Origin of the sequence: Ilumatobacter sp., assembly GCF_041688325.1 — a bacterium.
Lineage (GTDB): Bacteria > Actinomycetota > Acidimicrobiia > Acidimicrobiales > Ilumatobacteraceae > Ilumatobacter_A.
Window position 1 is genome coordinate 1 of sequence record NZ_JBDNIJ010000263.1, and the last position, 26598, is coordinate 26598.

The window sequence follows — 26598 nt, forward strand, 5'->3', positions numbered from 1 at the left end:
CCCGGTCGCAGTCTCGATTGCTGTGCATAATGAATCGGTGTACGACGCACTTTGTCTTTTGAGTTTTGGTGGCCCGAATGGGCCTGACGATGTGATGCCGTTTCTTCGCAATGTCACTGCTGGGCGCAACGTGCCCGACGAACGACTTGCCGTGGTCGCCAAACAGTACGAACAGTTCGGCGGACGCTCGCCGATCAACGAGCAGAACCAAGCGCTGATCGACGCGCTCCGATCTGAGTTCGACTCGGTGGGCATCGACCTGCCGATCTACTTCGGCAACCGCAACTGGGAGCCGTATCTGCCCGACACGGTCGCGCAGATGCGCGACGACGGTGTGCGCAATGCGCTCGTGTTGGCCACCTCGGCGTTCTCGTCGTACAGCGGCTGTCGCCAGTACCGCGAGGACCTCGCCGAGGCGAGCGAAGCGGTGGGCGCCGACGCTCCTGTGCTCCACAAGCTGCGGCTGTATTACAACCATCCCGGTTTCATTGACGCGGTGGTCGCCCGCATCGAAGAGGTCCATCGGCCAGGTGCTCGTCTGGTGTTCACCGCACATTCGATCCCGTTGTCGATGGCACAGTGGTGCGATTACCAAACGCAGCTCGACGAGATGGCGGGCCTGGTCGCCGACCGTGTCGGCGCCGAGTGGGACATCGCGTTCCAGAGCCGGAGCGGCCCGCCACAAGTGCCGTGGCTCGAGCCGGATGTCAACGACCATTTGCGTGCGCTCGCAGAGCAGGGCATCTCCAATGTGACACTGCTGCCGCTTGGCTTCATCAGTGACCACATGGAAGTGCAGTTCGACCTTGACTTCCAGGCGGCCGAGACGGCAGCAAGCGTCGGCATTGACATGCGTCGGGCCGCAACGGTCGGCACTCACGCGGCATTCGTCACAGGCCTGCGGCAACTCGTCGAGGAAAAGGTGTCTGGCGGCCCCGTGCTGTTTGTTGGCAACGCCGGGCCGTGGTCCGACCCGTGCCCCGAAGGCCACTGCCTCGCCCCGCTTGGGTCCGAACCCGTCGGCCGCCCCAGCCGCCCGTCCTGAACTCTGGCGCCGGGGTTCACTTGGCAGTGCTGTCAGCAGAAATGCTCTGCAGGCAGCGACGAGCCACCGCCTACGGTCGGGACATGACCACGTTGCCTCGTCACGTTGCAGAGAACCGGCGCCACTGGGATGCGACCGCCGATCAATGGGTTGCATCTGGCGAACGGGCCTGGGCTCGGATGGAACCGACGTGGGGGATCTGGGGTCTATCAAACGACGAGTTGCCACTCCTTCCCCAGTCGCTACGTGAGCAGCGTGCGATCGAGCTCGGTTGCGGCACCGGCTACGTCAGCGCGTGGATGCAGCGACGCGGCGCCGACGTGTACGCCATCGACAACTCCGCCGAGCAACTTGCCACCGCCGAGCGCCTGGCCGACATCTACGACGTCGAGCGGATCGAATGGGTGCACGGCGATGCCGAAGCCGTCGCACAGCCAGACCGATCGTTCGACTTCGCGATCAGCGAGTACGGGGCAGCGATCTGGTGCGAACCGAGGCAATGGCTCACCGAGGCTCATCGCCTACTGCGGCCGGGTGGCGAACTCGTCTTTCTCGGGCACCACCCGCTCGCCATGGTATGTGCGCCGCAGGCAGGCAATAACAACATCGGCGTCACGCTGGAGCGGTCGTACTTCGAACTTGGTGAGCTCGACTGGACCGACGCCGCCGAAGACCCGGGCGGCATCGAGTTCAACCTGCCGATCGGGGAATGGATGGCACTATTCCGCGACATCGGTTTCGAGATCGACAACTATGTCGAAGTGAAAGCTCCTGATTCAGCCGCAGGAACACGGTTCTGGATGCCCGCCGATTGGTCGAAGAAGTACCCCTCCGAACAAGTCTGGTGGCTCCGGAAGCGCCAGATTGGCGGATGACTGCGTTGCGAGAACTCCTCATCGAGCAAGCTCGACCACGTCGTCTCGCGCCTTGGCCTCCACCAATCTGACTGCTTCCGGAGGGGAGAGAAAATTCTTCAACTCCTGTGGGGATGAAGGCCGCGAGTGTTGTGAGCGATTCAGCCGTAGATGTTGGTCAGCACCTGGACTGCGAGGTCGATGACCTCACTATCGGGCAGGGCCTCGATTCGTTCGGCGACTGAGCCGGCATTGAAGCCGACGATGATCGGCTTGCCGACCACCCGTGCCCAGTTGTCCCATTCGACGAAGAGACCAGGTTCGTCACCGACGTACCCGATGAGGTCGACATCTTCGTCCCAGAAGACCTCGTCGAACTCGAGGATCACGCGGTCGAGAACACCCATGCCGAGCCGGCCGATGGCGGCAAGTTTGTCACCAGGGAGTTCTGGTTCGAATTTGATCACACCGGCTTTGAGCACGCCGAGCGGCACGGTGACCAGTACCCGGTCGGCAACGACCATAGACTCATCGGCAAACCCGATTTCAACGCCTTCGTCGCTGTGGCCGATGGAGGTAACGATTCGTTCCAACTGCACGTCGATGCCTTCGGCAAGTGGGGCCAGCAGATTGATATAACCGTTGGGCATCACCGTCTCGTCGCCTTCGAACTCCTCGCCTTCGACCATTGACTCGGGTGAGAGCTGGCCGATGTCAGCAGCAGCCTCGTGCTCAACGACCGAGGTTGCGACGTAACGGGCGATGCGCGCCTCTCCGTCGTCGAGCTTGGCAATGGCGGTCTCGATGACATCGCCGATTGTCGCCGCGCCGTTGAAGTCCAGCTGCGCGAGCAGTTCTTCGATCGACTCGAGCAGGTCGTCGTCTACTTCCTTGCCGTCCGCGTCGTAGAGAATGCTCTCGTTCTCGTCAGTGACGAACCGCTCGACGTCGAACTGCTCGGCAAGCTCGGTCAGCGGGTTGCCGTCAGCACCGTGAATCCACCCTGCCCCGATCTCCAACGAGACCCCGAGACTCATATCGGTGTGGACGCGCCCTCCGATCCGGTTGCGACCTTCGACGATGGTCACGGCGTAGCCAGCGTCGGCCAGCGAGCGGGCGGCGCCGAGGCCAGCGGCGCCGGCCCCGATGATCACGATTGTCTCTCCATCGTTCGCGATGGCATCGATTTCGGCTGCAGCCAAACGGCCGGACAGCAGCGCTCCGTGAACCGTGGCCGAGTAGTCGAGTGACGTCGCCTCGCCGGCGAAGAACAGTCGTCCGCCGATGGACGCGCCTAATGCAGCTCGGTCGGCTGGGCTGGCGCCGGGTGGCAAGTAGCTATAGCTCCCGAACGCGAACGGGTCCTGCCGCCAACGCGTGATGATTGATGCCACAGGAGTGAACCGGCCTGCAACAGGTGGCTCGTTGGCGATGTCGTCGCTGACAGCGTCGGCCCCTGGCCTGATCGTCACTGTTGTGGGCGACGTTTCGTCATCACTCTCACCGGCACTCTCGCCAGCGCATGCTGCAAGAGCTGCGGCAGCAACGGTGCCCGTCAAGAATGTGCGTCGACTCAGCATGTTGCTCCTTCTGTTGGCCCGTCAGGTCATGTCCACCATCAGGATGTCAGATGGGCGCGAAGATGTGCGGAATCTCGCGCGAGGAGGGCTGCATTAATGCCCTGTCGTTCGAGAATCTGGTCGAGCGTCTTGACCGCTTGCGGGATCGGATGCTCGACAAAGAACATCTGCACATCGGCGACCAACTCGGGTGTGGTCAGCAACTTCACGGAGTCGACCATACGCGAGATCGTGTTCGTCGGGAACTCCTTGTTGGCGTGGTCCCAGTTGTCTTTAATGAACCCCCACGCGGCCGCACCGTGGCGACGGTTTGCCATCGCCATGCGAAGGACGAACGGCGCGTTCTGCGTTTTGACGTTGTCGGTCAACGCAAACTCGCAGGTGCGCAGGATCAACGCTTCGTCATCGAACTCGGTGAGCGCGTACAGCTGGCGGAGCTGCTCCTGAGGGGTCGACGCAGTGAGGAAGCCATGCTGGAGCCGTTCGTAGTCGGCAACGGTGCCGGTTGCCGCGACGACGGACGTTGCGGCAGCCACGAGTTCAGGGTCGACAGTATTTTCCGGTTCGGTAGACGACTCGAGTAGGTCGCGGCAGATGCCGATGACAAACTCGTCACGCCCGAGCACGCCGGCGGTCGACAAGAGCAGACCGCGAAGCTTCGCAGCCAGATCGCTCTCGTCTGCTTGCGGCTCGCCGAGTTCGGCGAGTGCGGGTTGGACGAGCCCTCGGACTCGTTGCTGAAAGGCGGGCAGCGCGTCGTCGTCGATGAGCCGGCTGAGCCCGCGGAGGGCGATGACCACAGCCTGCCAGACGGCGTGCTCGCGTTCGTCGCCGAACTCTTCGAGGAGCGTGAGCAATTCGACGGCCGACAGGCTGCCGGCCACGGTGGCGGCCCAGGCGTCGTCGACAAGGCTGTACCGCTCGAGTGTGTTCATGTCGCCGAGGGCGCCGGCGAGGCGGGCGCGCAGGGTCGTGTCGTAGGCGACGCGGTAAAAGCCGTGTCCGCCGGCATTGACGATCACCGGAGCGGCCGGATCAGCCAATGCAACAGTGGTGTGCATGTTGTCGAGCAGCACGGTGGTGATGGTGTCGCCGTTGCTGATGTGAACGGGGACGACCCACATCTGTTCGGTCGGGTCGGCCGCAGATTCCGGGTTGAGGAGGAACCGCTGCTGGCTGAGCTCGACGCTGGCGCCGTCGTCGCTGAGGGTCGCCGTGATGAGTGGGAAGCCCGGCTGCCAGATCCACGAATCCATGATCCGCCGGACCGGCTCACCGGAGGTCGACTCGATGGCGTCCCACAGATCGTTTGTCTCGGTGTTCTTGTATGAGTGCAGACGGAGATAGTGGCTGACGCCTTCGCGGAAGGTCTGCTCGCCGAGATATTGCTCCAACATGCGCAGGAGTGATCCGCCCTTCTGGTACGTGAGGACGTCAAACATCCCTTCGCAGTCAGCAGGGGAACGGACCTCAAACTCGACCGAACGTGTGCTGTCGAGTGCGTCGACATCAAATGCTGCACTGCGTTCCAGGCCGAAGCTGGTCCAGCGTTCCCAGTCAGGTCGGTAGGCGTCGCACGCAGCGATCTCCATAAATGTGGCGAACGCCTCATTCAACCAGATGCCGTTCCACCAGCGCATCGTGACGAGGTCACCGAACCACATGTGGGCCAGTTCGTGTGCCACAACATCGACGACCAGCTGCTGCTCGTTCTGTGTTGAGGTGGCAGGGTCGACGAGGAGCAGACTCTCACGGAATGTGATGCACCCGAGGTTCTCCATGGCGCCGGCAGCGAAGTCGGGGAGGCCGGCGAGGTCGACCTTGTCACTCGGGTACGGGATGCCGTAGTACTCCTCGAACCACTTCAAACAGAACACGCCGACGTCCATGCCGAAGTCGGTGAGATGACTCTTGCCCGGAACGTGCACGACGCGCATCGGTGAACCGTTGACGTCGGTCGGTGCTGTCATCTCGAGCTGGCCGACGATGAACGCGACCAGATACGTCGACATGGTCATCGTGTCGGCGAAGCGGATGACGGTCCGTTGGCCATCGTTTTTTTCCTCGGTGGTGACCCGTTCGATCTCGGGGCCATTGGAGATGGCGTCGAGCCCGTCAGCGATGTCGAGCGTGATCCCAAACACCGCCTTGAACTCAGGCTCGTCCCAACACGGAAAGGCACGCCGGCAGTCGGTTGACTGCATCTGGGTGGTGGCGATGACCTGTTCAGCGCCATCGGCATCGTTGTACGTGCTCCGGTAAAAACCGCGCAGTTTGTCGTTCAAGATGCCTGCGAACGAGATACTCATCGTTGCGGAACCCTCGGTAATCGGCGCCGCGGTACGGATAATCAAGCGGTCGGTCGCTTCGACCAACTCGGCCGTTGCGGGAGTGCCGTTCACCGAACATGCATCGATGGTGAGTTCGGCGGCATTCAACACGAACGTGTCGGTCTCGATGGCGACGTCAAGCTGAATTGTGATGCTGCCGGTGAAGGTGGAGTCGTCGAGCGCCGGTCGCAGCCGGATGTCGTAACGATTCGGGGTGACACCAGCTGGGAGGCGATACGGATCGAGTGTGTCGAGCCAGGCCGACTGAGCCGCGCCTGACGGTGCGCCGGAGCTGAGGTCAGGGGAGGTGTGAGAGTCGGCGGCCATGGTCGAGATGGTACTGGCGCTATCGTTGCGGCCCGTGTCTGAAATGACTGTCCAAGGTGCCGCCCCGCCGGTCAAATTCGCTGTGGTCGGAATCGGGAATGCACTCGTCGATGTGATTGCTTACGCCTCCGACGACTTCCTCACCGAACACGATCTCAACAAGGGTGCAATGACCCTGATCGAGACCGAACGGGCTGTCGAGCTGTACGCCGCGCTCGGTACAGCGGTCGAGATGAGCGGCGGTTCAGCCGCCAACACGATGGTCGGAGTCGCCAGCTTCGGCGGCACCGCCTGCTACATCGGTAAGGTCAACCACGACGACCTTGGCGACGTCTTTGGACATGACATGCGTGCTGTCGGCGTGCCATTCATCGGTGGCGGCATCGATCACGACACGCCGACGGGCCGATGCATCATCGTGGTGACGCCAGACGCCGAGCGGACGATGAACACGTACCTGGGCGTGTCCAGTTCGCTCTGTATCGACGATCTCGACGAAGACGCGATTGCCGGCGGTCAAGTCCTCTACATGGAGGGGTATCTGTTCGACCGTGACGACGCCAAAGCAGCCTTCCGGCATGCGGCCGGCGTCGCTCATGCCAACGGCCGACAGGTCTCGCTCACGCTCAGCGATTCGTTCTGTGTCGACCGCCACCGGGAAGACTTTCTCGCCCTCGTCGACGATTGTGTCGACATCCTTTTCGGCAACGATGACGAACTCCTGTCGCTGTACGAGACCGATTCGCTCGACGAGGCAATCGCCGCTGTGCGCCAGCGATGCAACCTTGCTGTGATCACCAAGGGTGCCGCGGGCTGCGTCATCGTCACCGCCGACGAACTCATCGAAGTAGCGGCCGTGCCGGTGGAGAGGGTGCTCGACACGACCGGCGCCGGCGATCTGTTCGCTGCCGGCTTCCTCCACGGGCTCACGTCGGGCAAGACGCTGGTCGAGTGCGGAACGATCGGTGCGATCGCTGCTGCGGAAGTGATCTCGCACGTGGGCCCTCGCCCGCTGGTCGAGTTGCGTACCCTGTTGCCTGATGGCTGAGAACGAACTGCTGGCAACCGCTCGGGCCTGGCTCGATGCTGAACCTGACGATGACATCCGCACCGAACTCAATCAGTTGATCACGTCGGCCGAGGCGGGTGACGACGTTGAGCTCGCCGACCGATTCGCTGGTCGACTGCAATTTGGAACCGCGGGCCTCCGAGCGGCGGTCGCAGCAGGGCCGATGCGAATGAACCGACTGGTTGTACGTCAGGCAGCCGCTGGCCTTGGACAATGGCTGCTCGACTCGGTGCCTGAAGCGTCCGACCGTGGCGTCGTGATCGCTCGTGACGCTCGCCGCAAGAGCGATGTCTTCGCCGTCGACACGGCACGGGTCCTTGCAGCAATGGGCATCAGGGCAATGTTGCACCCAGGCCTGACGCCGACGCCAGTACTCGCCTGGTCGATCACCGGGTTGAACGCCGCAGCTGGCGTGGTTGTTACCGCTTCACACAACCCGCCAGCAGACAACGGCTACAAGGTGTTCCTCGACACGGGATCGCAGATCGTCAACCCGATCGACAACGAGATTGCCGCATGTATCGAGCGCTTCGACCCGCTCACCGTTGAACTTGCTCCGGAGGATCACCCGCTCATCCGATGGCTCGACACGTCGTGGGACGACGCCTACCTGGCCGACATCCCAGCGGTGCGCCTTTGCCCTGAGGTGCCAGGTGTACCGATCGCATACACAGCGATGCACGGCGTCGGGGGCGACATGATCGCCGCTGCGTTCACGGCGGCAGGATTCGATGTTCCGCTCGTCGTGGCCGAGCAGCAAGAGCCGGACGGCACGTTCCCGACGGTCTCGTTTCCAAACCCCGAAGAGCCCGGGGCAATGGACCTGCTACTCGCCGTCGCCGAGCTGAACGATGTCGCAATTGCACTCGCGAACGACCCTGACGCTGACCGTCTTGGCGCGGCAATCCCTGACACGCGAGCCGGCTCATCTGGCGAGCACACGTGGCGCAAGCTCAGTGGTGACGAGATCGGTTGGCTGTTTGCCGACCACATTTTGCACCACACCGAAGGTGATGATCGCCTTGTGGTCACGACGCTGGTGTCGTCGTCGCTGCTGGCCCGCATGGCCGAGGCGCACGGCGTGCACAGCGCGGAGACATTTACCGGGTTCAAGTGGATTGGCAAGATTGCTACCGAGCGTGCGGCGTTGGGCCAGCGATTGGTATTCGGCTACGAGCAAGCCCTCGGCTACCTCGTAGCAGGTCGGCCACTCGACAAAGACGGCATCAGTGCCGCAGTTCTGATGGCCGAGATCGCAGCGGTTGCCGTCGCCGATGGTGTCACGATCCAAGACCGGCTCGACGCCATCGCGGCCCAGTACGGCCGCTATGAGACCGCCGAATTGTCGGTCCGAATGCCGCCGACCGAGGGTGCTGCCTGGGTGCGTCGGATTGAAGCAGAGCCGCCGACAACGGTGGGTGGAATGGTTGTCGAATCAGTCTCGTCGTACCCCGAAGCGAACCTGGTGCGCCTTGTACTGGAAGGCGGCACGCGCCTCCAGATCAGACCGAGCGGAACTGAGCCGAAAGTCAAGCTCTACGGCGAAGCGGTCGACCTTGACCCCGCTGAACTTGACCGTCTGCTGCACGCCCTCGCTGAGTAGCGGTCACACTGTGCCAGGCACAGTGTGACCGCTACCGCCCGAGCGCGGTTCAGTCAGGCCGGCGCGCCGAACTGGCGATCGCCAGCGTCGCCCAACCCGGGCACGATGTAGGCGCTGTCGTTGAGACGCTCGTCGATCACGGCAGTGAACAACGTGACGTCGATACCGGATGCTTCGAGGGCGGCGATGCCCTCGGGCGCAGCGAGCGCGACAATGACCGTCAGCGGCTGCGATGCCCCTCGTTCAATGAGGAGCTGGAGCGTGTGGATCAGCGACCCGCCCGTGGCGAGCATCGGATCAACCACGATGACGGGTCGGTTGGCAATGTTGTCCGGGAGTTTGTTGACATACGGCTCGGGCTGGTGCGTCTCTTCGTTGCGCGCGATGCCAATAAACCCAATGTCGGCATCGGGCAGCAGGTCCTGGGCTGGTCGGAGGAAGCCGAGCCCGGCGCGCAAGATCGGCACGATCACCGGCTGCACCGCGAGGCGCTCGGTCGCTGCTGTGGTGAGCGGCGTCTCGACGCTGCCCCTCACGGTCGGCAACGTTTGCGTCGCCTCGGCAATCAGCAACGTGCCAATTCGTTCGAGGTTCTGGCGGAACAGTGCGTTGGGTGTTTCGACATCTCGGATCACGGCGAGCGAGTCAAGGACGAGCGGATGGTCGACGACGACGGTTTCAACAGTCATGGTCAGATCCCCAGATCGGCTTCGGCTTTGAGGACCGAGTAGCGAGGTTTGATCACACCGTTGATCAGCTTCAATCGCTCGGGGAACGGAGCGAAGGCCGACTTCATTGCATTGACCGTGAGCCACTGGAGGTCGTCCAGCCCCCAGTCGAATGCTTCGCAGAGAGCGGCCATTTCCTGGCTCATTGAGGTGTCACTCATCAGTCGGTTGTCGGTGTTGACCGTGACGCGGAACTGGAGGCGGCGGAGCAGCGCGATGGGGTGCTCGGCGATCGAGGCGCACACGCCGGTGTTGACGTTCGATGTCGGGCAGACTTCGAGGCAGATGCGGCGGTCGCGGATGAAGCTGGCCAGGCGACCGAGCTTGACATCGCCTTTCGTGTCGATGGTGATGTCATCGATCAGCCGCACGCCGTGGCCGAGGCGCTCTGCACCACAGAACTGAACGGCCTCCCAGATCGAGGGCAAGCCGAATGCCTCGCCGGCGTGGATCGTCGAGTGGAAATTCTCCCGGTTGATCAGCTGGAAGGCGTCGAGGTGACGCGTGGGTGGAAAGCCCGCTTCTGGGCCAGCGATGTCGAAACCGACGACGCCGGCGTCGCGGTACTTGACAGCGAGTTCGGCGATCTCGACGCTGCGCGCAGCTTGGCGCATTGCGTCGAGTAGTGCGTAGATGGTCAGGTCGGTGCCCTCAGACCCCCGCCGGAAGCCGTCGAGCACTGACTCGACGACTTCGTCGAGCGTGAGGCCCTGATCGAGGTGGAGTTCCGGGGCGAACCGGACCTCGGCGTACACGACGCCGTCGGCAGCCAGATCTTGAGCGCATTCGTAGGCGACACGTTCAATCGCATCGCGATGCTGCATGACGCCTCCGGTGTGGGCAAATGTCTCCAGGTACAGCACAAGGTCGTTGCGCTTGGCGCCCTTGTTGAACCACAAGCCGAGTTCGTCAACGTCGGTCGTCGGCAGACCGTCGTAGCCGTATTCGCTGGCCAGATCAACCACGGTGGCAGGTCGCAGACCACCATCGAGGTGGTCGTGCAACAAGACCTTCGGCGCCCGGTGAATCACATCAGTCGACAACATGCATTCAAGGTACCGGTCACACTGTGCCAGGCACAGTCTGACCGGAAACTCTGTGACACCGTTTCGCCAAGATGGCTGCATGGGGCGGATAGCAAGGGTCGACATCGACGACGGGCGTTACCACGTGATGAACCGCGGCGTGAATCGTCAGGTGGTGTTCTTCTGCGATGCTGATCGTGTCGAGTTCGGTCGGCTACTGGGTGTGATCTGGGAGAGGTTTGAGGTCCGAACGCTGGCGTATTGCCTGATGGACAACCACTACCACTTGGTATTGCATTGTCCGGCCGGGGGTCTTTCTGACGCGATGCAACTGCTCGGCGCAGTTTTCACACGACATGCGAACGACCGAATCGGTCGGGACGGTCCGCTCTTCAGAGGCCGGTTCCACTCGATTCCGGTCTTGAGCGATGTGCAGTTGGTCGCAAGCGTGCGGTATGTCCACCGGAACGCTTTGGACTTGCGAGGTGTTGCTGATGTTTCGTCGTATCGATGGAGTAGTCACCGCACGTACCTCGGGCATCGTCAGGTGCCGCCGTTTCTGGACTCCGCTCAGGTCTTGGAGGTCTTTGGAGGAACCTCGCTTGAGTTCGATCAGTTTGTACGAGACGATCTTCAAGGAGCGCCTGTGTTACCTGCCTCCGGGGCACTCCGACCGATTCTGGCGATGGCCGCCGACCACGCGTTCGAGCTCGACGCACCGGGGCCGAACGTCATTCGAACACTGATCATCCTGTTACTCGACATTGTTTGCGATCGTGATCGGGGGCGCCTCGAACGGCTGCTCGGGTTTCCAAATTTGGAGGCCCAGAATCGAGCCCAACGTCGAGCCCGTCAGCGACGATGCGACGACCCGCGGCTGGGCTCTGCGTTGGGTCGAGCCCTCAGACTGTTCGGCGGTCACACTGTGCCTGACACAGTGTGACCGCCAGTGTGATGGGGTGGGGCTGTCAGAGGGCGTTGAGCGGCATGTCAGCGGGGCGCTGGAGCCAGTTCCAGGCGGGGTAGTCCGCAGCGCCGTCGATGCAGTGGAGGCTGTAAGCGTGACGGCTCCGGGTGGACCGGTTCGGGTTGCTCCAATGGGGGAGCAGGCCATGCAGGACGATCATCGTGCCCGCCTTGACGTCGAGCGCGACAGCGTCGGGCGAGTTGGGAGCTGGAAGCGGCTCGTCGCTGAGATCATCGAAAATGGTGCCATCGGAGGCTGCTGGATCGTCGAGGCGATTGCGCTTGAACAGCTTCCGGAGCGGGCCGCGATGTGTTCCAGGAACGGCCCACAGGCAGCCGTTGTCGATGGTGGCGTCTTCGAGCGCAAACCAGAACCCAATGACGCTGAGCGGGTCAGTCCACAAGAACGTGGCGTCCTGGTGAACACTGACCTCGCCACCAATTCGAGGCTGCTTGAAGATGTACATCGACTGCAACGCGCGCGGGTCGGTCATTCCGAGGTCGCGGGCGACCGCACCGAGATCAGGGTTGTACGCGAACTGGCGGAACTCGTCGTCGGTGTCATGTTGAGCGTGGCCGATCTTGTTGATCGACAACTCTTTGGCCTGGCGGAGCGAACCGGTGTCGTCAAACGCCTCTTCTTCGAAGAAGCACCACGTCGATGAGCCGCTGGTCAGGAACTCGCGGTTCGAGACGCGTTCCTGCTCATTGGTCGTGAACACGGATCGTTCTTCGCCCGGTTCCCACGCGGCAACCATTTCGTTGGCACGAGCCCGCAGCCGGTCGCAGGCGTCGGTCGACGCGAAGTCGGGCATGACGAGAAATCCGTCAGCGTGGTATCGGTCGATCTGCTCGGCGGTCAGCACCGGGTTGACGCTAGCGGCCGGTCACACTGGGCCTGGCACAGTGTGACCGCCTACTCGGTGACGGTGACGTTGGCAACCATGTCAGGGTGCAGCGTGCAGAACAAGCTGTAGCTGCCGGGATCGTCGAAGGTCAGCTCGAAGTTGCTGCCGGGCGTCAGCAGGCCCGAGTCAAAGTCGGCAAGTGACGGGGCCGCCGGGGTGCCAGCGGTCACCGTGTGCGGCACACCGTCAACATTGTTGAAGAACAGTGGCTGACCGGCAGTCACCGTGAGGTCGCCGCCATAGAGGAAGTCGGCGATCACGGACTGTTTAGCGCCCTGAGGGAAGTCGGAGCCCTGGACGAGTCGGCTCGCCAGGATCAGCGCGGGGTCGATGATTGGCTGGATCGACGAGTTCCACATACCGAACACGCCGAGTTGGTTGTCGAAGTCGTCAGCGACCCAGGCATGCAACATCCAGCCGAGGGCAGCGGAGAAGCGCCCGCCAGATTCTTCGCACTCGGACTTGGGCACGAACGTGTCTCGACCCTGCGCTGCGCCGCGACAGAGGTTGTAGTGGATGTGCCAGTTGTCGAGCGGTCCGACGAAGGTGTCGGGGTGATCGTTGCCGATGATCTCCGGTGGGATGATGAACGCTGTGCCGACCAGGACGAGCGGTTCGCCGTTCCAGGCGCCGTTCTCACAGGACCCGAGTGGGCCGCCTGGCATGGTGCCGTCGGCCAGGGCATAGAGCAGGATCTCGGGTTCGCCTGGGTCGAACCCATTGACGATTGATTCGATCTTGTAGAAGTGTGAGCCCATGTTGGCCGTCTGGGTGCGGTCGCTGATGTAGCCCTCGGCGCACGCGGTGTTGACGTCGCTGTGGGCTTCGGCAAAGACGTTCAGTTCGTCGAGTTGTGCGACAAGTTGATCGAGTTCGTCGGCCGTCATCTGGAGGTCGTCGGGGATGGCTTCACCACTCGCTGCCAGAGCCTTCAGTTCTTGGCGGGAGCAGGTGCGTACTTCGTCTTGACACCTGACGGCGCCGACGATGGGACCTTCGACGAGCGAAGGCATGACGCCTTCGGCGTTCTCGCGAAAGACGTAACGGGAATAACCAGGTGCGCCCCCGGCCTGGAAGGTGAGGCCCTGCGGGAACTGGATGTCGGCGCCCGCCTGGTCGAATGCAGCAGCCTGGGCGATGTACTCGTTGACCTGCTCGATGGTCTGTGCCTCGACCGGGTCGATCGTCGTGGTGGTTTCGATCGGCTCCGTGCCCGGTGGTGCAGGTGCGGGCGGGGCCGGGATGGCCACGCCAGTTGCTGGCGGTTCGGTCGCAGGAGGCGATGCTTGGTCAGCGCCGGCCGAGCAGGCGGCAAGCACGAGTGCAGCTGCGAACAATGGCGCAGTTATCTTGGATCGTCGCATGTGGCACACCTCAAGTCATTTGCCCTGCCCCAGAAAGACCTCACAGTAGCCTTGCCGCCATGGAACTCACAGTGCTGGGCAACACCGTTCGTCATGCGATCGATCACGTTGAGGTATTTCGCGCACCGAAGAACATCTCGTCCGTGACCTTCACGAATGACGAACTTTGCTCGATGTGTCCGGTCACCGAGCAGCCGGATCTGTCCGATGTCGTGATCGAATACGTTCCAGGCGAGTGGTGCGTCGAGTCGAAGAGCCTCAAGCTCTACCTGTGGGGCTTTCGCGATCGGGCAGTTTTTGCTGAAGCCCTCGCCGCGGAGATCGCTGCTGAGTTCATGACGACGGCGAAGCCGCAGCGCGTCACGGTCACCTTGACCCAGCGGCCACGGGGCGGCATCGAAGTGCGCGCCGTGAGCGAGCTGACCGCCTGAGATTCAGCGGGTCGTCACGTTGCCGGCGATGACCTCGGCGCGGAGTTCGGCGAGTTGCTCGCGGAGCGCTTCGGAGATCGTGTTGCTCTGTGCGTGAAATGGCGCGATGTCGACCGCACCGTTCTCGAGGGTGCCGACGAACTGTCCACCGATGTCTCCGAGAAAGATCGACCGTTCGACTGCCTCAACAATTGCCACGTCGAAGTGCTTGATTACTGAGGTGAGGTAGACCGATCCGACTTTGGGGTGTGCTGCGTAGAGGTCGTTGTCGATGCCAATGATCCGGACCGGGTCGGGTGATGCGAGGGCCACGGTCGCTGAGCCGAGCCCGACGTCGCCGGCAACCGGAAAGATGGTGTCAGCTCCCTGTGCGACGAAGTCGGTCGCGATATCTACTCCGATGTCAGGGTCGTCGAGGCTGCCGACGAATTGCCCGTCTGTGCCGTCCCAGCCGAGAATTTGCACGCTGGTGCCGGCCTGACGGTTGTAGAAAGAAACGCCTTGTAGGAACCCGTCCATCGTCCGCGTGAACGGTTCGATGTTGAGACCTGCATAGGTGGCGACGACACCGGTTTTGGTGGTGGCGCCTGCTAAATATCCGGCTAGAAACGCGGGTTCGGTGGCGTTGAACGTCAGCTCCATCATGTTGTCGATCCGGTTGGGATAGTCGTAGTCGACGATTGCGAAGGATTGATCGCGGTGTTTCTTGGCTGCGACTTCGGCAGCATTTGCAAGGTGGACGCTCGACGCGACGATCAGCGAGCAGCCGTCGGCGACGAAGTTGTCGAAGCCCGCTGCGTAATCGGCCTCAGTGACCGGTTCGGTGACGTCCACAGTGACGCCGAACTGGGCAGCGGCGCGCTGCGCGCCTGCGACAACCGAACGGTTCTGCGGGCTGCGTCGATCGATGTCGAGTACCACGCAGACCGATCCGACAGCGGATCTGGTCGGCGTACCGTCGCCGAGAGGGAGCGTGTTTTCTGCCAGGTTGTCGGTCCCAGCCGCAGTCGTCGTGTTGCCGTCGAGTTCGGCTTGGCTGTCAGTCGCTGCATCGGTCGTCTCGGTGCCATCGCTGCCATCGGTGTTGCAGGCGGTGACAAGCACGCTTGCAGCGATGCAGAGGACGCACAACTTCGCTGTCGAGATCACGTGCGAGCTTTCTATAGGGTGAGCAGGGAACTGGAAAATGGTTGATCAGCATCTCAGAACGGTTCATGCGAACGGTCGCTTGATGCAGCACGGGATGATACCGCTCGCGGGCGGGGCGCGATCGGCGCGACGATTGCTGCATTGTGTCGCTGACCATGCCTCAGTACCGACCGTTCGGGGCCGTATCGTTGCACTGCAATGTCGATGTCAGCACCAGAATCGGGTACCAGTACAGCGCAGTTACTACTCCGGCGGGTCGGCGTCATTTGTGTTCTGCTCGTCGTGGCGTACAGCGGTGTGAAGGCAGTCGCTGAATACTTCAGTGGTGACAGTGCCGACGCTGGCACGGTCGTCAATCCGCTGGATGCGTCGGCAGGGGCCGGTGTGGGGGTGACGACGACCGTTGCTGGCGAGACCGAAGTTCTCGACGGCGCAAACATTGAGCAGGCAGAAGAGGAAGCGCCGCAAACCGATCCTCCGGTCACCGAAGTTGAAGCAGCCGCGCCTCGCGTCGACGGCCCGCCGACAGCCGATAACCCGGCTCGCGTGTACATCGTCGGCGACAGCGACGCCGGAACGTTCGGTCCGTATCTCCAGCAACTCCTCGACGGAACGACAGTCGCAACGACGCAGCTCAACTACAAGGTCTCGTCAGGACTCGCCCGACCCGACTTCTACAACTGGCCGGATCAACTCGCCGCTGCGCTTCCGGCAGTCGACCCGGACATCGTCGTCGCCACGTTCGGCGGCAACGATGCCCAAGGCCTGTCCGCTTTCCAAGAGGAGCTGCAGTTCGTCATCGGTGATCCGGTGGCCAACGAAGCGGAGTGGAGCACCGAGTACACGAAACGCGCCGGCGATGTGATGGATCTCCTCCTCGAAGGCGGGCGGACGGTCATCTGGGTCGGCATTCCCAACGACGACAATCCCGACGTGACGGCGCGCCTCGCCATTCAAGATCGGGCGGCAAAAGCCGCCGCCGCCGCACGGCCTGGCGTGACCTTCATTGACACCTGGGCCCGGTTCTCCGGCCGTGAGGGCAACTGGGCCGAGTTCGTGATCGACCCTCGTGACGGTGAAGGCAAAGACGTTCGCGCTGACGACGGGTTCCACCTCAACGTGAATGGCGCCGAGATCCTTGCCCTCGACATTGCTCAGGTCGTTCGCGACGACCTTCGCGCGCGCGGCGCCAACATCTGATCCAGCAGCTCAGCGGTACAGGCCGACGCAACCCACCGGTGCGCGGTCTTACTGCTGTTGGCCGCGTGCCTGGATGGCGGCTCGTCGTGATTCGACTTGGGCGGGTGAGAAATGCGCTCGGCTCCATGCGCGGCCGTCCCGGGCCTCGGTCTCCCACTGGTCGTCGTCCATGGCGATCGCGTGGTAGGTGGAACGGATCTGGCGCACACCGGCCTGCTCGTTGCCGCTGATGTCTCGGGCGAGCTGGCGGGTGAACGGGAGCAGCTCAGCGTGGGCAACGACATGGTTGACGAGGCCGAAGGCCAGTGCTTCGTCGGCCAACATGAAGTTGCTCGTGAAGCTCATCTCGCGGGCGCGCCGCACACCAATCGCCTGAGGGAGGAGCACGGTGAGGCCCCAGCCGGGCATCACACCGACGCGGGCGTGGGTGTCGCCGAATTTGGCGTGTTCGCTCGCGACGAGGAAGTCGCAGTTGAGTGCGAGTTCGAAGCCACCGGTGATCGCAACGCCGTTGATTGCCCCGATGATCGGCTTCGTCAAGTGAGGGAACGGCCCGCGATCGCGGGAGCCGGTTCCGCCGAGGTTGCCGCCGGTCGATCCGAGTTCCTTGAGGTCAAGGCCTGCACAGAACGCCGGGTCGGCGCCGGTGAGGACGATCACGTCGACGTCGTCACTGGCCTCAGCCTGGCGCAGACGTTCGGGGAGGAGGCGCAGGACGTCACTCGACAACGCGTTGCGCGCACCAGGCCGGTTCAACGTGATTGTTGCGATCCGTTCAGAGATGTCGAGCAGGACCTGATCTTCAGCCATTGCCCCATCTTTACCGAGACACCGCTTCGAGCCTGTCACGTTGGGTGTCGCTCAGTCGTTGGGCAGGAAGTCGAGGCCGAGGTCGCCGAGCTTCACGAGCGTCGACGCAATCCAGCCGCCGAGCACACCGAAGTGTTCGTCGAGTAGCGAGTTGGTGCCGTCAGCGACCGTCTCTTCGGCCAACTCGTATAACCCCTCGTAGTTGATCTCGATCGCATGCTCGGTCGCTGGTGACGCCTCAGTGTCCATGTCGCTGGGGTCCGGATACCCGACTTCGGCGGTCAAGCCCGTGCGCTCGAGCCGATCGTCTCCGACGAGTGGGCTTTGTTCAGGCACCGTGGCATAGATCTGCTCGGGATCGGCTGGGCTCGCGAGCTGCTGGACTCGCAGCACGATCTCCATCTCGATCGCTGGGCGTTGCTCGAGGACCTCTTCGAGGAACCACTGCCGATATGCGGCCTGGCTCCAGGCCGGCCAGTCGAACGTGATGTGGGCCACGACGCGAGGTGGTTCACCTTCGCCAGGCAAGCCGTAGCTGGTCTCCCAGGTGAGATCGCCGGACAGCACATCGGACTGGAAGTGCTCTTCGAATGCTTGGCGTTCAAGAAAGGCCATCTCGAAGGCATCGCGCAGCGCACTGATGGCGTCGGTGAACACATGGTCGAGCATGAGCGGTCAGGCTACGGCGCTCGCGACGTTGCTCGATGAGCGGTTGCTGCCGCCGGGTCTGCAGTTGAGGGCGGTCGCCGTGCCAAGATCACCAGATGTCCTTCGTTCTCACCGACATTGCCGATCGCGTGGCCACGCTCACGCTGAACAACCCAGACGAGCGCAACACCATGACTGCACCGATGGTCGAGGAGATCGTCGCTGCCATGGATGCGTTCGAAGCCGACGAGGGCGTGGGTGCCGTCGTGGTCACCGGGACGCCCCCGGCGTTCTGTGCAGGGGCGAACCTCGGCAACCTGGCCGAGGCGACCGGTGAGAGCCTCGGTGTCATCTACGAGGGCTTTCTGCGGATTGCCCGCTCGCCGCTGCCAACGTTGGCAGCGGTCAACGGTGCAGCGGTCGGAGCAGGTATGAATCTTGCGCTGGGTTGTGACGTTCGTATCTGCTCGGATCGCGCCAAGCTCGACACGCGCTTCCTCCAGCTCGGTATCCACCCCGGTGGAGGACACACGTGGATGTTCCGCCGCATCGCCGGCCCGCAGGCTGCAATGGCCGCAGTGATCTACGGACAGGTGCTCGATGGTCAGGAGGCCGAACGAGTCGGCCTCGCCTACAAGTCTGTGCCGGCTGATGATCTGCTCGAATACGCGCACGAGTTCGCCGCTCGAGCTGCCTCGGCGCCGCGCCAGCTTGCGATCGAGACGAAGCAGACGATCCTCGACATGGCCGACGTCCAGAATCATCCTGACGCGGTCGCGCGTGAACTTACCCCGCAGCTCTGGAGCACCAAGCAGCCATGGTTCGCTGAGCGCCTCGCTGCGTTGCAGGCGCGTATCTCAAAGAAGTGAATCAATGCGCTCCCGAGCGTGCCGGTACATCTCGTCATCATCGACCCACTCCGGGTCGAACGCGGCACGATCCAGCAGCCGAGCTACGTCGTTTGCGGCGTCGTTTGCTGGGGTGGTCGCCTGAGTCGCGTCGTTGAATGATGCGGCGCGCAGCGGATTGGTCGTTGCTGACGGAGGCGTCATTTCACTGAAGCGATCTTGCAGCACACCCCAGCGGCCGCGTCGACGGCGACGGACCAGGTTGGCGACGGAACGGACGGTGCCGACCGCAAGCAGGGTGAGCGCGACCAGAATGCCGATCTCGACCGGGCGAGACGCGACCCCGCTGATCGCAGCACCGATCAGGTCGCCGCCAACAGTCCCCGGGTTCGCTTCGCCGGCGAATGGCACCACGGCGGTTGGGTCGAACGATTCCCAACCCGTTTCGGGGAACCAGACTTCGACCCGTGCGTGGGCGTCGCTGGCTTTGACCTCGAAGACTCCAGAGACACGATTGCGAGCACCTGGGATATACCCCGTGGCGATTCGAGTAGGAACGCCTTGGCTCCGCAGCATGACGGCAAGGCTCGATGCGATCTGTTCGCAGAACCCGAGTTGGGATTCGAAGAGAAAGTTGTCGACGGCATCAGCACCAGGCGCGGGTACGGGGGCGTTGAGGTCGTATTCAGTGTTCTCGCTGAGCCACTGCTGATACCGCAGAATCGTCAGGTACGTCGAGTCACCCGGCTGGCGGAGCGTTGCGGCGAGGTCGAGAGTCCGCGGCGTCGTCGACTTGGGAAGCGCGAGGTACGGCGCAAGCCGTTCTTGGAGTTCAGGATCGTTCACCTCGGCGAAGGTCGCTGCGATATCGCCCTGGCGTTGGAGGAGGTCGGGTGTCACCTGAACTCGCTTGGACACGACGGTGTAGACGGAGCCTTTGTTCAGCGTCACGTTGGAGCGTATTGATCCGTCGGGTCGTGTCCAGACCGAGCCATCGAAGGTGAGTACGTCTGGTCGGGACGCGGCGAAGACGACATTCGGGAGGTCGGACTCGACGTAGTAGGTCTGAATGAAATCCTCGGTCTCGACGCGTGAAGTCGGGCGCGGTAGATCACCGAGCGTTGCGGGGACGTCGATTCGCGGACCGGCTCGTCTGGTTCCTTCTTGGGGTGTCACCGACCAGGTCCGTCCATCAAATTCGGTGAAGGTCTGTCCGCGCCAGAACGCGGGCTCCGAGGCCCGCACCCGCATCACGAGTTCGTTGCCGAGGTCGCCGCGGACGCTGGTATCGAGCGTGTTGGAGAAGCCTGGGTAGCCGCCGACTTGGCTGAGTGATCCGCGCCGGTCGGTGCTTGCTGCAGCCGGGTTGCCGTCGGGGCCTGCCAGGGCTCCAGGCGACGATGCCGACGGGGCATCGTTCGACAGTGCGGGGAGGCCAAGGCGAGCAGGGCCGTCAGGGACAGGCACGACGCTGAGGACAGCGATGGTGGCGATCGCAGCCGCACCGACAAGCCCGACGCCATTCGCCAATCGTCGGTTCGAAATACGTCCTGAGCGACGCTTGGCGGCCGTCGATGGTGTGACGACGCGAGTCGATGTTCGGACCGCGATGACGATGGCAATCGCCCACGCCCCGAGCCACCAGCCGACATTCCCGTCGACACGAAGACCGGCGGCATAGGCGACGAGGACGCCGGCGATGGCTTGATGGATTCGTTGCGCTCGCTGATCGAGGACCTCGAGGCCGTGCACGATGAGCAGCAGCATCAACAGGTCTGGCAGCGGACCGCGTAGCGCTGCCAGAAGACCAGCGATGCCGCCGACCGTCGAGGCCACGTAGGCGAGTGCTGCGAACGTCGCGGCACCGATACCGATCCTGAGCGGCCATGGCTTGACGGAATCGGAGCCGGTCCCGAACTTCAGGGAGGAGGCAACTCCGAGCATGAGGCCGACGGCAATCAGCCCGAGTGTTGCTGGTCCGGATCCGAGGGCCCCGAGCAGCATGGCGATGGCAATGAGCGAGCTGACGGCAGTGGCGATGCGGCTGACGGGGTGGAGCGCTCGAGATGCTTCGTGTTGCGTTCGAAGCCGGAGGGTACGGCGATACCAGGGCGGTGGTGTGGCTTGCGGCGAAGGCGCTGCACCGATTGCTTGGGCTGCAAACGAGCGTGCCGCGGTCGTGTTGTTCAAGAAATGAGTGGCGGTAGGTGTGGCGATCGCCACTTCATGTCCCAACCGGATGCCCTCGAAGGCGGTGCAGAGTAGGCGGGATGCAGTTGCTTCGTCGATTGTCTCGCCGGGCAGCGCAATTGTCGAACGTTGCTCGCTGCTCGACGCTCGGTCGTGCACGATGAGGGTTTGGCTGCGCAGACTCGACGACCAGTGCACCGAGCTGTCGCCCTCGCCTTCGCGCCAGGGGCGGACGCCGTCGACGTCGCCGTCTTTCCTCTTGCGGGCAGTAAAGCGTACGCCAGCATCTGGTGATGACGTTGTGACAATCTCCAAAGGCGGCCCGTGCGCGGCGGGCGCAACGGCAATGGGTTCGATGCCGACGGTCAACCTGCGGCGAGTCCAGAACAGACCGGGAGCGCCGGTGGCGACTACTTCGATGGTGAGTTCGTTGACGATGCCCGGTGCCGGGAAGACAACCCAGACGTCTGTGTGACCGGTGTTGTCGAAGTCGCTGCGGTTGCAACGGACGAGTTCGGTTTCGCCGTGGAGGATGCGGACAACCACGTCACCATTCGTCGGCAGCCCGCCGACCGAGAAATCAGCATGTACCGGTGTGTCGACATCGACAATCCCAGCTCCGCGGAATTGCGCCGAGGTCACCGATCGCGTGCTCAGGAGGCTGCTGAGTACCGCTGCGCCCAACGCCACGAGGCCGGCAGCGAGAACGAGGAGAACTGCTGCAGCGCCGGTCAGTCGAGCGATTGCTGTGCCGACGAACCACGCGCCCGCGAACGCAAGCGTCCCGACCGAGATACCAGCAGGCCGCAGTGGCCCCGTTGTCGTCGAATCCATCACACCGTCGGGGGTGGCACCGCTGCGAGGCACTCAGCTATGAGCGCTCGTCCGTTGTCGAGCGATGAGTTTGGGTCGGCCAACACGATGCGATGTGCGAGGGCAGAAACTGCGAGTGCAGCGATGTCGTCCGGGACCGCGTACGTGCGGCCCTGCATCACAGCGCGTGCTCGGGCCAGAGCGAGCAGGGCGACGCCGCCTCGGGTCGATGCGCCGAGCCTGACCGCTGGATGTCGACGAGTCGCGTCGAGGAGTGCAACGACGTACTCAGCGAGTACATCGCCAACATGGGTGCACGACACGAATGACTGCACACGCGTCAGTTCGTCGAGGCTGGCTACTGGCCGAACGGCGTCGAGCATGGTGCGGCCCTGACGGCCGGCCAGTACGTCGATTTCGGAGGCAGTGGGTGCACGCCCCGGCGTGACCACGGCGGCGAAGCGATCGAGGGAACCCTCGCTCAGGCGCGACGTTCCTGCAATGTCGAGCGGGTTCTGCGTCGCGACCAGCATGAACGGATCCGGGAGGGGGTGGCTCACGCCATCGACGGAGACCTGCGCCTCTTCGGTGAGTTCGAGCAGCGCCGATTGGGTGCGCGGTGTCGTCCGGTTGAGTTCGTCGAACACCACGAGGTTGGCGAAGACCGGTCCAGGACGGAACACCAGCGAGGTCATGGCCCCGGCAGCATTCATGGAGCCGGGCACCATGGATCCGGTGACGTCGCCGGGAAGCAGGTCGGACGTGCCTTGGATCCGACGGAACGAGCCTCCGACGGACCTGGCAATGACCTGCGCGAGCAAGGTCTTGCCGACCCCGGGGATGTCTTCGATGAGGAGGTGGCCCCTGGCGAGCAACGTGGCAACGGCGACGTCGACAACGGCTGCCTTGCCGGCGATGACCGAGTTGATCGTGGCAGTGAGGCGGCGAGCTACGTCTGCCGCAATGTCAGCGTTCATGACCATTCCAGCAGCACCGTCAGCAGCAGCACGACGGGTTGCAGTGGCGGGCGGGCGCTCGTCGGTGGTCCGTGGCGGAGGGAGGAAATTCACCCTGTCTGAATCGGCATATTCGCCCAGTTCTTGACTGAATTCTGATGAGAAATTACCAGGGTTCATACGTGTGCACAGCGGCGCGACAATCGCACAGAACCGTTACATGGATTTCCGAAATGTCAGACCCGTCGTGCAGTACCTTAAAGAGTGCAAGCAACCGAAACCACAGCGCTGCGAAGCTGTCGAAACGCCGGTGAACACCAGCGAAACGGCAGTGAAACGGCGAAAAGCAGGAGGTAGCAATGAGCCAACGCAACCGGGATCTCGACATCCCGATGCAAGTCAAGCAAGAGGTTCGAGCCCACGCTCATTCAGAGCGGCATCGGATCCACGTGGAACTGCAGAACGCTGCGAAGGAGATTTCTGGAGGCACCGATCCCGCCGATGTTCACGAACCCGGTGAAGCATGGAAACCGATGCACCACCACGATCCCGAGGTGGCCAAGAACAAGCTGGCCAAGCGCTCTGCGACCAAGCGCCACTGGAAGACCAAAATGTGGAAGCGGCGCACGGCAATGCGACAAGATCGCGCCGCCGCCATCCGCCAGGCCCGCGACAACGCTGGCCTTGTTACCTACTGAACATCGTGTCCTGAACGTCGTCACCTGACGGCGAACGGCCTGTCGGCGAGCTGGTCAACCCAACCAGGTGTTGATCAGCTCGGCGCAGCGGGAGTGCCACTCTTCGACCGTTATCCCATAGCGAATGTGATCTTCCCATTCGCCGTTGATTTCGAGGTATCGCTGGGCGGTTCCTTCGTCACGGATTTCTAGCTTCTCCATGACACGACGGCTCTTCGTGTTGCGCGGCACGATGCAAATTTCGACGCGGTGCAGACCGAGCGTGTCGAATGCGTAGCGGATCAGCGCTGAGACGCCTTCGGCCACATACCCGTGTCCGGCGTGGCGTTGATCGATCCAGTAGCCAATGGTGCCTGACTGCATGGCGCCTCGGATGACGTTGTTCAAGTTGACTTCACCGGCGATCTGTTCATCAATGAACAGGCCGAACTGATAAGCGATTCCAACCGTCCGGTCTCGGTCACGCTGCGCGCAGCGTGCACTAAATGCTGAACGTTCAACGGTGGGGTCAGGCAGGCTGAGGTTGCGACGAGGCTCCCACGCGGTGAGCCACTCCTCGTTGTGTGCGCGGACCTCACTCCACGCACGGAAGTCACCGGCAGCGAGCGGTCGCATCATGATGCGGCGGCCGTGGAGGCGGGTGGGCGCAGACGTGCGCGATGGATGCCTCAGTGTCATGTCGAAGGTGCGTCGTCGTTGATCTGCATGTTGTCCTGAATGGCCAGGCGGCTCAGGTCCAATCGTCGCATGATCGCCAGCACGATGCACAGCGTGCCGATGATCGTGTCGACATCGCTGGGCGCGAGCCCAGGGTTGTGCAACCGCTCAGCTCTCGGTTCGGCGACCAGCGTCCGGAAGACCTCGTCGGCATCGGCCCGCTGGAGGTGATAGTCGGTCGGCACGTGCTCGTTGCCGAGTTCGACGCGAGCAAGGCCCACTGCGTGCGGGCCGGTTGCGGTCACTGACGGCGCGACGAGAACCGATGGCGCCACGACGACGATGTCATCAAAATAGTCGTGGATGAAACCGAGTGCATTCGTCAGGTGCGACGGAGAGGGCTTGTCGCGTTGTTCCAAGACGCCATCGAACAGCGACTGCGGGCCGAGAGGAATCGTCCATGCTCCGCCGCCGGTCATCGAGATGTCGACTCGGTCGTCGCCAATCGCCACGAAAAGTGCACCGGAAGTCGCATCGGGAGCCGCATCGTGAGTCATGGGGCAACTTCTTCGACGTGAGGTGCGGGCGGCTGCAAGCCATTGAGTACGCCGCGGTCGGTGCCAAGCCGGGCGAGGGTCCACTCGCCCACTACATCGCTACCGCCGGCGAGCAGATGTGCCACATGAGCATGCAGGCACTTGACACCCTGACGGGTACCGCCGACGCCGCCGGACGGTCGCGGGCCGACATGATCTGTGGGAATCGCAGCGTCTCGTTCGGCCTCGTAGGCAGCGTGCACATCAGCGATGTCGGCCGGATCGAGATCGGCTTCAGACTGGCGAACACCGCCGACGGCTTCGATGCGACTCACGGCCCGCACGAGATCGGTACCGACGAGGTAGTAGCGAGTGGGCATCGGTGTGCCGTCGCCGAGGAACGGGGCGTTGCGAACAACAACTGGGTCGCCCTCCGCAGTGCGGACAACGACGTCGAAAGCGCCTCGCGGCGGGCGCCCGATCAACTCCTCGACGCGAGCTCGGTCGTCCATCAGCTCCGTCGGCGACGAAGCAACAGCAGGATGAGCAACAGCACAGCGACTGCGGGCGCAGCGCGCTTGGCGATCGACGATCCTCCCATTTCCATCAGGTCGATTGCTTCGGCAGCGGGTCCGTCGATCTTGCGGACAGTCGGCTGGGCAGGTGCGTCGTCGGACGACGACTCCCCGGCGGGAGTATCTGGCTTACCCGCTGCGTCGGCTGGAAGGGCTTCGACGCCATCGGCATCGATCATTTCGTTGAGGTTCTGGGCAAACTGGTCGATCAGCTTGGCGCTGACATCGCCGAGAATGCCGCGGCCGAACTGGGCGATCTTTCCGGTGATATGTAGATCAGTCGTGACGGTGACCTTCGTGCTGGTCGGCGAGATGCTCTCGGCATGTGCTGAGATGTCAGCGGACGCATTGCCGCGACCCTTCGTGTCGCGACCCTTGCCGTTGAGCTTGCAGCTGTAGTTGGCGTCGTCGCGCTCGAGAAAGAACGCCTCGCCCCGGAACTCGGTGGCGATCGCCCCGAGCTTCACCTTCACGTTGCCGGCATACATCTCACCGTCGTCGGTCTGGCGAATCTCAGTCAGTTGCGCACCGGGGAGGCACGGAGCGATGCGCTCGACATCGGTGATGATCGGCCATGCCTCGTCGATTGGACGATTGACGGTGAATTCATTGATCAGTTGCTCTGCCATCGGTGCAGGTCCTCCAAGGTGTCGATGTCTGCTGACGAACCACTGCACGATACTTCGGTGACGAGCCCGGGGTGACGCTGCATGAGTGAGCGAGCCCCGACGTCTCCATCGTGCGGCAGTTGATCCCATACATCTGCATGGAGTCGAACCGGGTTGCCGCGTCGGCCATCGTACGTGGCGACGGTGATGGGCCCCAACCCTGCGGCCACTGTGCGCCACGCCTCGGGCGTGATGAACGGTTGGTCGGCCAGTCCGATGACCACGGCATTTGCACCGATTTGCTGCGCTGCATCGATGGCGACCCGGACCGACGTGCTCTGTCCGTCTGCCCACATTGGGTTGTGGTGAGTGGTGACGCTTGGGTGTGTGAGGTAGTTGGCGACTGACGGGTGCGCCGCGAGGTCGTCGCGAGTCAGGGCCCCGGTGATCACCACGATCGGGCCAATCCTTGCCTCGATGAGGTGACGAAGCGATTGCGCGATGACCGTGTTGCCTTGTGAATCGAGCTCGGCGAGAAGTTTGTGACGAACGTCGGTGAAGCGCGAACCGGCTCCGGCGGCAAGCAACACGGCAACCACCGACGACCCCGTCGGGCCTGTTTGTTGGGGGTTTTCGGTCGACATGGGGGAAGTCTCGCACGAATATCATCCCTGTAATTC

Annotated in this window: 25 protein-coding genes; 9 read left to right on the plus strand and 16 right to left on the minus strand. The window is 63.0% G+C overall.

Annotation, left to right across the window (positions count from 1 at the left end; translation table 11 throughout):
* Window positions 1-37: 37 nt before the first annotated feature.
* Both ACH2EI_RS14410 and ACH2EI_RS14415 read left to right on the plus strand, forming a co-directional pair.
* On the plus strand, window positions 38-1045 hold the full coding sequence (locus ACH2EI_RS14410) for a ferrochelatase (RefSeq protein ID WP_395152246.1): 1008 nt from the start codon (window positions 38-40) through the stop codon (window positions 1043-1045).
* Window positions 1046-1128: 83 nt separating this feature from the next.
* Entirely contained in the window at window positions 1129-1920 is a 792-nt protein-coding gene (locus tag ACH2EI_RS14415) for a class I SAM-dependent methyltransferase (RefSeq protein ID WP_395160541.1), read from the plus strand.
* A gap of 140 nt (window positions 1921-2060) precedes the next feature.
* On the opposite strand, the gene ACH2EI_RS14420 is transcribed toward ACH2EI_RS14415, so the two are convergent.
* On the minus strand, window positions 2061-3479 hold the full coding sequence (locus ACH2EI_RS14420; protein WP_395160543.1) for an FAD-dependent oxidoreductase: 1419 nt from the start codon (window positions 3477-3479) through the stop codon (window positions 2061-2063).
* A gap of 38 nt (window positions 3480-3517) precedes the next feature.
* Window positions 3518-6136, minus strand: coding sequence for a M1 family metallopeptidase (locus ACH2EI_RS14425; protein ID WP_395152240.1), 2619 nt, complete (start codon window positions 6134-6136; stop codon window positions 3518-3520).
* Between the two features lie 43 nt (window positions 6137-6179).
* Between ACH2EI_RS14425 and ACH2EI_RS14430 the strand changes: the two genes are divergently transcribed.
* Both ACH2EI_RS14430 and ACH2EI_RS14435 read left to right on the plus strand, forming a co-directional pair.
* Window positions 6180-7184 carry an adenosine kinase gene (locus ACH2EI_RS14430; protein WP_395152258.1) on the plus strand — a complete coding sequence of 335 codons (1005 nt, stop codon included), beginning with the start codon at window positions 6180-6182 and terminating at the stop codon, window positions 7182-7184.
* A complete protein-coding gene (locus tag ACH2EI_RS14435; protein ID WP_395152238.1) occupies window positions 7177-8808 on the plus strand; it encodes a phospho-sugar mutase in 1632 nt (543 codons plus the stop codon). Before ACH2EI_RS14430 ends, ACH2EI_RS14435 begins: the two co-directional genes overlap by 8 nt.
* A 53-nt stretch (window positions 8809-8861) precedes the next feature.
* Here the strand turns inward: ACH2EI_RS14435 and upp are convergent, their stop codons facing one another.
* Together upp and ACH2EI_RS14445 are read right to left on the minus strand one after the other, a co-directional pair.
* Window positions 8862-9497: a uracil phosphoribosyltransferase gene (upp, locus tag ACH2EI_RS14440; RefSeq protein ID WP_395152236.1), complete on the minus strand. Its 636-nt coding sequence runs from the start codon at window positions 9495-9497 to the stop codon at window positions 8862-8864.
* 2 nt (window positions 9498-9499) lie between these two features.
* Complete coding sequence (locus ACH2EI_RS14445; protein WP_395152234.1) at window positions 9500-10582, minus strand: adenosine deaminase; 1083 nt, start codon at window positions 10580-10582, stop codon at window positions 9500-9502.
* 79 nt (window positions 10583-10661) lie between these two features.
* Here ACH2EI_RS14445 and ACH2EI_RS14450 point away from each other — a divergent pair, with 79 nt between their 5' ends.
* Window positions 10662-11504: a transposase gene (locus ACH2EI_RS14450; RefSeq protein WP_395152232.1), complete on the plus strand. Its 843-nt coding sequence runs from the start codon at window positions 10662-10664 to the stop codon at window positions 11502-11504.
* Between the two features lie 25 nt (window positions 11505-11529).
* On the opposite strand, the gene ACH2EI_RS14455 is transcribed toward ACH2EI_RS14450, so the two are convergent.
* On the minus strand, window positions 11530-12393 hold the full coding sequence (locus ACH2EI_RS14455; protein WP_395152230.1) for a phytanoyl-CoA dioxygenase family protein: 864 nt from the start codon (window positions 12391-12393) through the stop codon (window positions 11530-11532).
* A gap of 50 nt (window positions 12394-12443) precedes the next feature.
* Window positions 12444-13799: a plastocyanin/azurin family copper-binding protein gene (locus tag ACH2EI_RS14460; RefSeq protein WP_395152228.1), complete on the minus strand. Its 1356-nt coding sequence runs from the start codon at window positions 13797-13799 to the stop codon at window positions 12444-12446.
* Between the two features lie 59 nt (window positions 13800-13858).
* On the opposite strand from ACH2EI_RS14460, the gene queF reads away from it, so the two are divergent.
* A complete protein-coding gene (queF, locus tag ACH2EI_RS14465) occupies window positions 13859-14230 on the plus strand; it encodes a preQ(1) synthase (RefSeq protein WP_395152226.1) in 372 nt (123 codons plus the stop codon).
* 3 nt (window positions 14231-14233) lie between these two features.
* Here queF and ACH2EI_RS14470 read toward each other — a convergent pair whose 3' ends face one another.
* On the minus strand, window positions 14234-15379 hold the full coding sequence (locus ACH2EI_RS14470; RefSeq protein ID WP_395152224.1) for a BMP family protein: 1146 nt from the start codon (window positions 15377-15379) through the stop codon (window positions 14234-14236).
* A gap of 198 nt (window positions 15380-15577) precedes the next feature.
* Here ACH2EI_RS14470 and ACH2EI_RS14475 point away from each other — a divergent pair, with 198 nt between their 5' ends.
* Window positions 15578-16579: a DUF459 domain-containing protein gene (locus ACH2EI_RS14475; protein WP_395152222.1), complete on the plus strand. Its 1002-nt coding sequence runs from the start codon at window positions 15578-15580 to the stop codon at window positions 16577-16579.
* Window positions 16580-16627: 48 nt separating this feature from the next.
* Here ACH2EI_RS14475 and ACH2EI_RS14480 read toward each other — a convergent pair whose 3' ends face one another.
* Window positions 16628-17389 carry an enoyl-CoA hydratase gene (locus tag ACH2EI_RS14480; RefSeq protein WP_395152220.1) on the minus strand — a complete coding sequence of 254 codons (762 nt, stop codon included), beginning with the start codon at window positions 17387-17389 and terminating at the stop codon, window positions 16628-16630.
* Window positions 17390-17440: 51 nt separating this feature from the next.
* Window positions 17441-18058, minus strand: a complete 618-nt coding sequence (locus tag ACH2EI_RS14485; RefSeq protein WP_395152218.1) for a hypothetical protein — start codon at window positions 18056-18058, stop codon at window positions 17441-17443.
* A gap of 95 nt (window positions 18059-18153) precedes the next feature.
* On the opposite strand from ACH2EI_RS14485, the gene ACH2EI_RS14490 reads away from it, so the two are divergent.
* Window positions 18154-18906: an enoyl-CoA hydratase gene (locus ACH2EI_RS14490; protein ID WP_395160545.1), complete on the plus strand. Its 753-nt coding sequence runs from the start codon at window positions 18154-18156 to the stop codon at window positions 18904-18906.
* Here the strand turns inward: ACH2EI_RS14490 and ACH2EI_RS14495 are convergent.
* Window positions 18895-21909: a transglutaminaseTgpA domain-containing protein gene (locus ACH2EI_RS14495; RefSeq protein ID WP_395160547.1), complete on the minus strand. Its 3015-nt coding sequence runs from the start codon at window positions 21907-21909 to the stop codon at window positions 18895-18897. The two genes, ACH2EI_RS14490 and ACH2EI_RS14495, sit on opposite strands and share 12 nt — an antisense overlap.
* Entirely contained in the window at window positions 21909-22958 is a 1050-nt protein-coding gene (locus tag ACH2EI_RS14500) for an AAA family ATPase (RefSeq protein ID WP_395152212.1), read from the minus strand. The genes ACH2EI_RS14495 and ACH2EI_RS14500 overlap by 1 nt, the downstream gene beginning before the upstream one ends.
* Window positions 22959-23203: 245 nt before the next feature.
* Here ACH2EI_RS14500 and ACH2EI_RS14505 point away from each other — a divergent pair, with 245 nt between their 5' ends.
* The gene (locus ACH2EI_RS14505) at window positions 23204-23542 is read left to right on the plus strand and encodes a hypothetical protein (protein ID WP_395152210.1); all 339 of its coding nucleotides are present in this window, start codon (window positions 23204-23206) and stop codon (window positions 23540-23542) included.
* Between the two features lie 54 nt (window positions 23543-23596).
* Here ACH2EI_RS14505 and ACH2EI_RS14510 read toward each other — a convergent pair whose 3' ends face one another.
* From ACH2EI_RS14510 to ACH2EI_RS14530, 5 genes are read right to left on the minus strand one after another with little or no spacing between them, the layout of a single operon-like run.
* A complete protein-coding gene (locus ACH2EI_RS14510; protein ID WP_395152208.1) occupies window positions 23597-24220 on the minus strand; it encodes a GNAT family N-acetyltransferase in 624 nt (207 codons plus the stop codon).
* Window positions 24217-24756: a hypothetical protein gene (locus ACH2EI_RS14515; RefSeq protein ID WP_395152206.1), complete on the minus strand. Its 540-nt coding sequence runs from the start codon at window positions 24754-24756 to the stop codon at window positions 24217-24219. Before ACH2EI_RS14515 ends, ACH2EI_RS14510 begins: the two co-directional genes overlap by 4 nt.
* Window positions 24753-25247: a DUF501 domain-containing protein gene (locus tag ACH2EI_RS14520; protein WP_395152204.1), complete on the minus strand. Its 495-nt coding sequence runs from the start codon at window positions 25245-25247 to the stop codon at window positions 24753-24755. The genes ACH2EI_RS14515 and ACH2EI_RS14520 overlap by 4 nt, the downstream gene beginning before the upstream one ends.
* The gene (locus ACH2EI_RS14525; RefSeq protein WP_395152202.1) at window positions 25247-25939 is read right to left on the minus strand and encodes an SRPBCC family protein; all 693 of its coding nucleotides are present in this window, start codon (window positions 25937-25939) and stop codon (window positions 25247-25249) included. Before ACH2EI_RS14525 ends, ACH2EI_RS14520 begins: the two co-directional genes overlap by 1 nt.
* On the minus strand, window positions 25924-26562 hold the full coding sequence (locus ACH2EI_RS14530) for an NTP transferase domain-containing protein (protein WP_395152200.1): 639 nt from the start codon (window positions 26560-26562) through the stop codon (window positions 25924-25926). The genes ACH2EI_RS14525 and ACH2EI_RS14530 overlap by 16 nt, the downstream gene beginning before the upstream one ends.
* Between the last annotated feature and the right edge of the window lie 36 nt (window positions 26563-26598).